Source organism: Coprococcus sp. AF51-11b1 (genome assembly GCF_027682785.1).
Taxonomy (GTDB): Bacteria; Bacillota; Clostridia; order Lachnospirales; family Lachnospiraceae; genus Allocoprococcus; species Allocoprococcus comes.
Genome location: NZ_JAQCZB010000026.1, coordinates 1 through 6,860, shown reverse-complemented (window position 1 = coordinate 6,860; position 6,860 = coordinate 1). Strand labels below are relative to the sequence as shown.

General features: G+C 40.4%; 9 protein-coding genes and 1 pseudogene. 1 reads left to right on the top strand and 9 read right to left on the bottom strand.

Going from position 1 to position 6,860, the window contains the following annotated elements:
- Positions 1–272 precede the first annotated feature (272 nt).
- Positions 273–509: a DUF6061 family protein gene (locus PGY05_RS16295; protein WP_012744332.1), complete on the top strand. Its 237-nt coding sequence runs from the start codon at positions 273–275 to the stop codon at positions 507–509.
- Positions 510–627: 118 nt separating this feature from the next.
- Here PGY05_RS16295 and PGY05_RS16290 read toward each other — a convergent pair whose 3' ends face one another.
- The 9 genes and pseudogenes from PGY05_RS16290 to PGY05_RS16250 form a co-directional block, all read right to left on the bottom strand.
- Positions 628–1,263 (bottom strand): HAD family hydrolase, encoded by a 636-nt coding sequence (locus PGY05_RS16290; RefSeq protein WP_270476334.1) that lies wholly within the window; start codon positions 1,261–1,263, stop codon positions 628–630.
- Positions 1,253–1,855, bottom strand: a complete 603-nt coding sequence (locus tag PGY05_RS16285; protein WP_016304802.1) for a sugar O-acetyltransferase — start codon at positions 1,853–1,855, stop codon at positions 1,253–1,255. The genes PGY05_RS16290 and PGY05_RS16285 overlap by 11 nt, the downstream gene beginning before the upstream one ends.
- Positions 1,856–1,867: 12 nt before the next feature.
- Entirely contained in the window at positions 1,868–2,467 is a 600-nt protein-coding gene (locus tag PGY05_RS16280) for an HDOD domain-containing protein (protein WP_019162948.1), read from the bottom strand.
- A 76-nt stretch (positions 2,468–2,543) separates the two neighbouring features.
- Positions 2,544–2,759, bottom strand: coding sequence for a ribonuclease HII (locus PGY05_RS16275; RefSeq protein ID WP_081019981.1), 216 nt, complete (start codon positions 2,757–2,759; stop codon positions 2,544–2,546).
- 112 nt (positions 2,760–2,871) lie between these two features.
- On the bottom strand, positions 2,872–3,783 hold the full coding sequence (locus tag PGY05_RS16270) for an AraC family transcriptional regulator (protein WP_016304806.1): 912 nt from the start codon (positions 3,781–3,783) through the stop codon (positions 2,872–2,874).
- Positions 3,784–4,006: 223 nt separating this feature from the next.
- The gene (locus tag PGY05_RS16265) at positions 4,007–4,711 is read right to left on the bottom strand and encodes a DUF6040 family protein (protein WP_055196675.1); all 705 of its coding nucleotides are present in this window, start codon (positions 4,709–4,711) and stop codon (positions 4,007–4,009) included.
- Entirely contained in the window at positions 4,695–6,416 is a 1,722-nt protein-coding gene (locus PGY05_RS16260; RefSeq protein ID WP_330673040.1) for a MobA/MobL family protein, read from the bottom strand. The genes PGY05_RS16265 and PGY05_RS16260 overlap by 17 nt, the downstream gene beginning before the upstream one ends.
- On the bottom strand, positions 6,373–6,744 hold the full coding sequence (locus PGY05_RS16255; protein ID WP_016304809.1) for a hypothetical protein: 372 nt from the start codon (positions 6,742–6,744) through the stop codon (positions 6,373–6,375). Before PGY05_RS16255 ends, PGY05_RS16260 begins: the two co-directional genes overlap by 44 nt.
- A pseudogene (locus tag PGY05_RS16250) lies at positions 6,744–6,860 on the bottom strand (relaxasome subunit MobC); the annotation flags it as partial. The pseudogene PGY05_RS16250 and the gene PGY05_RS16255, both read right to left, overlap by 1 nt.

Sequence of the window (6,860 nt, the reverse complement as noted above, 5' to 3'; positions counted from 1 at the left end):
CCGGGGAAGAAAAAATTTTCGTTATTTAATTTGTCTACTTGACGGGTAGCACACCAAAACACTAAGTTTGTAGCAAGTGTACTTTCCATTACTCTTTCCCTTGTGTTACATTCTCCCATTAGCTTTCATGAACCTTAATATGGGAAAAATTAAGGGAAAGAAAATTTCATAACACAGTATAACATATAACAATAACAACATGGTGAACTGATTGAAATGTTTTCGATATTTAACTCTATAACTGATTATTAAAAAAATGGAGATAAGATACGATGAGAACAATATTTGCAGAATACAATCCACACAGAAACAGCATTGATGTTTATACCAATGCCGGTTATATGCTCCGCATTGACTGTTGGGAAGCTGAGAAGAACTTAAAAACCACTCCTGGATCAGACTGCGCATTAAATACACTTGCTATTGATGAGCCACTTGAATATGCACGATTATATCTTGATGGTAATATGCAAATGTGGGTAGATGCAGAAGATTCTTTGGAATTGTAAACCACAAGTAGCCTGTATGCTTTATTTTACATACAGGCTACTTAATCAAAATCACCATAATTGATCAAGCAAGTTTTTTTAATATACCTCGGAGTCATTTTCGTTCGATCTTTCATCGCTAATAAAATTTCTCTGAAGTGATAGCAGATAACAGATTGGCAGGTTTTTCTAAAAAATAATCTGCTTTTATGTGCTTATTATGACTGCCCCATACTGCTAAAGCAAAATCAATTCCCGCATTTTCCGCACATTTACTGTCATATTTGCTATCTCCGATATAAAGTACTTTCCTATGGTCTGTTTTTGATAATTCCACATATTTCAAAATCGGTGCGGCATTGGGTTTATGTTCCTGTGTATCGTCTGCACATATGATTGTTTTGAAATAATGACTGATACCAAACGGACAAAAATCATGTGTAAATTCTTCCCTTGTCTTTGATGTGACAATCCCCATTTCATAATCCAGACTTAGAAGATTTTTCAATAATTCAACGATTCCGTCAAATACTTTAATGTTATTTGTATAGTTACACATATTTTTATCCCATAATTCTATCGCATAGGAAGTGTCTTTTATCGCAAGTTTTTTCAAAGCGTCTGTTCCTGTAATCCCTAACGCAAATCTTAGTTCAGAACATGGTATCTCTCTCCCGGACAATCCCTTTATAGTTTCCTGTAAAGAATGTAATATAGCATATTCCGTATCAATCAGAGTGCCGTCAATGTCAAAAACGATATGCTTATACTTCATGCTGCCACCTTTCCCTGTCTGTATCAAAATAACGTATCACCCTGCATGGATTTCCTACTGCAACACAATTAGGCGGGATAGGGCGGGTAACTACACTTCCAGCCCCTATCACGCTGTTTTTTCCTATAGTGACTCCGGGCAGAAGAATACAGCCGCCGCCAATCCAGACATTACTTTCTATTTCTATCGGACGTGCATAGGTTCTAAAAAATGTTGTCTGACGTTCCCTCCAATCCGGCACAAACCTTTCTTGTGGTAAGACAGGGTGTGAAGATGTATAAATCTGCACATTTGACGCAATCAATACCCTGTCGCCAATTCGGATAGTTTTGTTATCCACAAAGGTACAATTCATATTGACGATCACATCATTTCCCAAAAAAATATTTTTTCCATAGTCGCAATGAAAAGGCGTGTCGATTGCCACATTTTCCCCTATTCCGCCCAACAGCTCCCGAAGAATGGAAGTGCGTTTTTCTGTATCTCCATAATCAGAAAAATAATATTTCCGTGTTAATTCCCTTGTGCGGGCAATCTGCTTTAACGTATCGCTGTCCGCTGTTTCCAAAAAATCACTGGATTCGTAATACACAATATCCCCCCCTTAACGAAAACTGTTTTCCATAACGCCCGGAAGCAGGGCATAGATAGAACAGCCAATCTGATCCTCAAACCGTTCTTTAATCTCTAAAATCTTTTTCCATCTGTCTATTGTCGCTGGGTGAACGCCGTATCGCATTGTCACGTCTACAAATCTCTTTTCCAAAAGACAGAACCCCGAAGGCATAGCCAATGCGTCACATAACTGTACAAGACGGTCATAATCATCATATACCGCATTTGCAACAAATTCTTTCATAAACAGGTAATCCTCATCACTGACATCAAACTCTCCGATAGATGTGGCAATATCCTGTATCATAAATGCGTGGGATATACATATTTGTGCGGCTTTTCCCCACCCACGCTCCATACAGTAACGATAGCCGTCTATCAGATGCCTTTCCGAACTCACTCCGGCATAACGTCCAATATCGTGTAACAGCCCGAAAATGTACGCCTGTTCAGAAGATAAATCTTTACAGTGTGACGCAATGTTTTTACAGGCTTCGGCTACATACCGGGAATGTTCTGCCCATGCTCCCGGATTGGATTCTGCCGCTTCCCTTAATGCCAGTTCTGCGGTCTGAATGTTCAACTCCATTTTTAACTCCTTTCAAAAGGGCGGGGCTGGAAGATAAACTGTCCAGCCCCTTTATGATGAAATATTTACAGATAAATCAGCAATCCCCGGCATAGTACGAAACAATGTTCATATAGTCCGTTGGATTCGGAACTTCTAAAACAAGCCGCAAACAGTTTTTGTTTTGGGAGTATTGCCGCCACAAACTGCCCTGTATCTTTTCTTCCCCATTGATGTTTTGTTTTTTACCATCCGGGCAGAGCATATTTACTTTGCCGGAACAGCTATTGACCGTATCTAAAAAATTTTTCATGTTCAGAATGTTCAGTTTTACTACTTTGCACTCACCTCCTGTAAATGACGGATTTACTTTACAGGTATCATTATAATGCAAAAGGAATAGAAAAAATATTTCTTTTCTGCCCTTATCTATCACTATTCTGCCATTTTCTCCGATATTCTGTGGGTGAACAATGTGTGTATTCTCGAAAAACCTTTCCAAAATAACTGCTACTCCCCAAACCGCACTCATGGCTGATAACGGTAACTGCTTCCTGCCCCTTTGCTAGCATCTGACAGGCAGCTTGCAGACGGTAAGCCTTTATATACTCTACGGGTGTCATGTGCAGACAGTCATGGAACACTCTATAACACTCCCTTTCGCTTAGGTATGCTGCTGCCGCAAGTTCCGGGATAGAGATTTTCTCTCTGTAATGTTCGTGAATATATATCATCATCAGCTTTATTTTATCGTTGCTTTTATTATGTTCCCCCTTTTTTTCACGCATAGGACGGGATAGTTCAAAAAGCATGAGCCATATTTCTGTTAGGGTTTCCCGCAGTTTTATTTCATATCCAAATTCATCACTGGATAAACGAAATGAAGCGGCAAGCAGTTTCAAAATCCTTTCTTCTTCTGCATTGCCTGGAAAAAGCGGAATTACCTCAATCTGTGGGGCTGTTATGATAGGCGCAATATATTTTTGTTCAATCCTGCTTCCCTGTTCCCCGGCAAGTAGGGAAACATCGAAAATATGAAGTAGCTGTATATTCTTTTCTTTCTGCGATATTGCTTTTGTCATATGGAGTACATTGGAATTTACTATGCCGCCGCTTCCAGCCGGAAACAACAGTTTTCCTCCCGGCGTATCATATTCAATGCTACCACTTTCCATATAAAAAAGTTCCACTGTCTTGTGCCAGTGCCACGGTACATAATGTCCGATATACTTGTCAAGTTCTGCCCTTGAAGCGATATAGGGAAAATCTTTTTCAAAACCGGGAAGCAGTTCTTCCTTGCTTCCAGTATAAAATTCAATGCTATGGATATTTTTCATGTCTGTTCACCTGCACATCTGCGATTTTGTATCTGCTTTATGGATTAAATATATTAGAATAGCTCGGTAATTGTCAATCAATCAAAACAGATTCATTTGGAAGATTATAAAAAATAGTGTTAAAAATCAAAGAACAGTTTTCACAGACTCTAAAAATCTGGATAACTAAAAATAAGTATATTTGTTTTGTGAAAAACAGGCAGTTTTACCTGCCCATTTTACTTTAAAAATATCCTCGTTTTTCTCGCCAGTTTTTCACATAACATCGGATTCCGATATAAACCGCATGTACCAGAAGTAGCAACATAATGAGGTTTATCGGAATAATTGATTTTATCCATTTTCCGAAATAGATTATGATAGCTGTACTCATTATCACCACCATGATGCTGATAATATCCCAGCAATATTTCCGGTAGATTTTCCCCACCTGATAGCCAGTCCCGATTATCAGCAATCCCGTTATGATAAATAAAATTCCCATAACAATACTTACAATCAGCCAGTACACAATCCCTGAAATGATACTATTTGAGATTCCACTGCTTAACTGTCCGAAAGAATCTGCACCTGCAACAAATTTTTGAAACAGGCTTAAGATTCCTTTAGCAAACATACTGAAAAAGCTAATACAGTCACTAAAGAAAACTGGAGAAAGGATAGCAGTGAATAGTGTAATGGCTATACTGTACCATGCCAGCAGAAACAGGATACTTTCATAACCAGCCGTCATATTTTTATATTTTTTCTCTAACTGAATTTTACGGTTATCGCATTTTTCTTTTGCTTTTTGGTAAGCAGTGCGGTCACAGTTATCGCATTTCTCATAGGGCACTTTTTTCTCAACAGCTACCTCTGTTGTCTTTTGGTGTGTCTGTGCATAGCGTTTTGCCTGTTCCGCTTTTTCATACCTAAATTTCCATGCCACGACTTCTGCGTCGGCTCTTTTCCTGCTGTCTGTCTCGTTGGCTAATTGTTCTTCTATTTTCCTTAATCTTGTCCGCAATGCTTCGATATTCTCGACTCTGTTTTCGCTGTTCAATTTCTCGTTCAAGGTCAGCGATCTGTTTAGCTGCCTGTTCAGTTCCATAATCATCTGGTCTTTCTGATCCAGTTCGTCCTGCATCTGTTCTGTCATCTGTAGAAGTTCTTCCACTTGACCGACGTTCTCTAAGTTTACGCATTCTCGCATCTATATCCCTCACTTTCTCTATCTGCTGTTTAAGGTCAGTAATTCTCTGCTCTGTTTCAGCAATAAGCTGTTCTCGTTGTTCAGCTTCTGCGTTAATTCCTGCCATTGCTGATTCTCGGTTTCCAACTGTTCGATTCTGTTTTTCTGCTGTTCGATCTGGGAAAGCAGTTCTTCTGTATCTGGCAAAAGATTCAGCAGTCCGGATAACTCGCTGTTTAATATCTGCAAACTCTGGTTCTGCTCCTGAAAGGACAGAAGCTGTCTGTCTTTTTCCTGTAATTCCTGTACCATCTCTGCCATAAGGTTCTGCTGTTCCTCGATCTGGTTTATCATTGATTCCATCATGGGAATGACTTCCCGGCTTTCTTCTAATGTCATTTAATCGCTCCTTCCATAATGATAATGCACCTGATACTTTTCCAATGGTGTCCAGTATCTTTTGCAATAACGTGTTTTGCTGTTTTATGATTTGATTTTCCGCTACTTTCCACGAACCTTTTATTTCCTGCCCGGCAAGAAATTTTTGTTCAATCTTTCTTGCGTCAGCACCTTCATGGATGGTAGGAATCTGGAGTTTTCCCTGTTTTTCATAAGAACGGTGATCAACCTGATTATGCAAAGGAAGATGTTCATTACACACCTTTGCCCACTCACTCCGCCACAGCTCACAATTTTTGGGATTGTTCCATCCAGTAGCATCGGTCAGCACCCGTTTCCATTGCAGGCGGTTTCTTGCACCAATCTTCTGGATTCCGTTTTCGTCTAATACAGGGATACGGATTCCATGACGGTCAGGGTTTTTCTTATCCTGCCACCAGTCCGGGTGGGATTCGTCAATCACGATATTTCCGCTTTTATCTCTGACAAAATCCCAATCCTTGACTTCTTTCTTTCCCCAAGAATGATCCGGGTTAAAAGGTCGCATCGTCAGAAGCAGGTGGACATGGGGGTTGCCATCCCCTTTGTCGTGGATACTCCAATCAGCACACATTCCCTTATCCACAAATGTTTTTTGGATATAGTCGGCTGTATATTGAATCTGTTCCTGTCTGCTCCATTCTTTTGGGAGGGCAAATTCAAATGACCTGCCAAGTTGGGCATCCGCACTTTTTTCAATCTTCAATACCTCATTCCATAATCTTTGTTTCTGAAATGTGATTTTGAATTTTTCTAAAGCAGCTTCTTTATCTTCTGACCTTTTGTAGCGGACAGATTTTTGAAAGCGTTTTATATTTTCTTCTGGTACTATCTGCCATTCAGGAGGTGCGTTTTCACACATCATCAAACTGGTGTAGACCACTTCTTTTTTAGAAGTGTAATAACTGATTCTCCCGGTTTCCTCGTTTTTCATCACATCCCCATTGAGATATGCGGAAGCGGAGATAACAGATTTCCCTTTACTTCGTCCGACTATTTTGATTGTGTAATGAAAAATCGCCATATCTGGATTCCTCCTTTCTGCACATCCGGTATAGATTTCCGGCAACATTGCTTTCGATTTTAGAAAAGGCAGCATTGCCAGAACGCCCTCTGCGTAAGAGTGCCCTGCGCATAGCAGCCTGCATGGAATGCGCCTCTCTGGCGAAGAGTGCCTCCTGTGGCATGAGCAGGTCTGGCTGAAAGCCCCGCCGACGGAACGAGCCCGGCAAGCGTGAGCGCAGACCGGTTGCCACTTGTGGCAAACTTATTGGGACGACCTCTGGTTGTCCATAAGTGCGCCCTTCATGAAAAAGCAATGAAGGGAATGAAAAACTCATCCCCTCCGCCATTACACTTCCTCCATATCGGTATTTGTTTCTTTCTGCATTGCCTTTGAGAAAAATTTCCCATTGGCTTCCTGCTTTTTCAGAAAACCAATCAGCTTTGGGATGTCTTCCTCCTCAAT

Bases quoted from the DNA above. Each gene is read 5' to 3' on its own strand.
- PGY05_RS16295 (WP_012744332.1), top strand. From the start codon at position 273: ATGAGAACAATATTTGCAGAATACAATCCACACAGAAACAGCATTGAT.
- PGY05_RS16290 (WP_270476334.1), bottom strand. From the start codon at position 1,263: ATGAAGTATAAGCATATCGTTTTTGACATTGACGGCACTCTGATTGAT.
- PGY05_RS16280 (WP_019162948.1), bottom strand. From the start codon at position 2,467: ATGGAGTTGAACATTCAGACCGCAGAACTGGCATTAAGGGAAGCGGCA.
- PGY05_RS16275 (WP_081019981.1), bottom strand. From the start codon at position 2,759: ATGAAAAATTTTTTAGATACGGTCAATAGCTGTTCCGGCAAAGTAAAT.
- PGY05_RS16270 (WP_016304806.1), bottom strand. From the start codon at position 3,783: ATGAAAAATATCCATAGCATTGAATTTTATACTGGAAGCAAGGAAGAA.
- PGY05_RS16260 (WP_330673040.1), bottom strand. From the start codon at position 6,416: ATGGCGATTTTTCATTACACAATCAAAATAGTCGGACGAAGTAAAGGG.
- PGY05_RS16255 (WP_016304809.1), bottom strand. From the start codon at position 6,744: ATGGCGGAGGGGATGAGTTTTTCATTCCCTTCATTGCTTTTTCATGAA.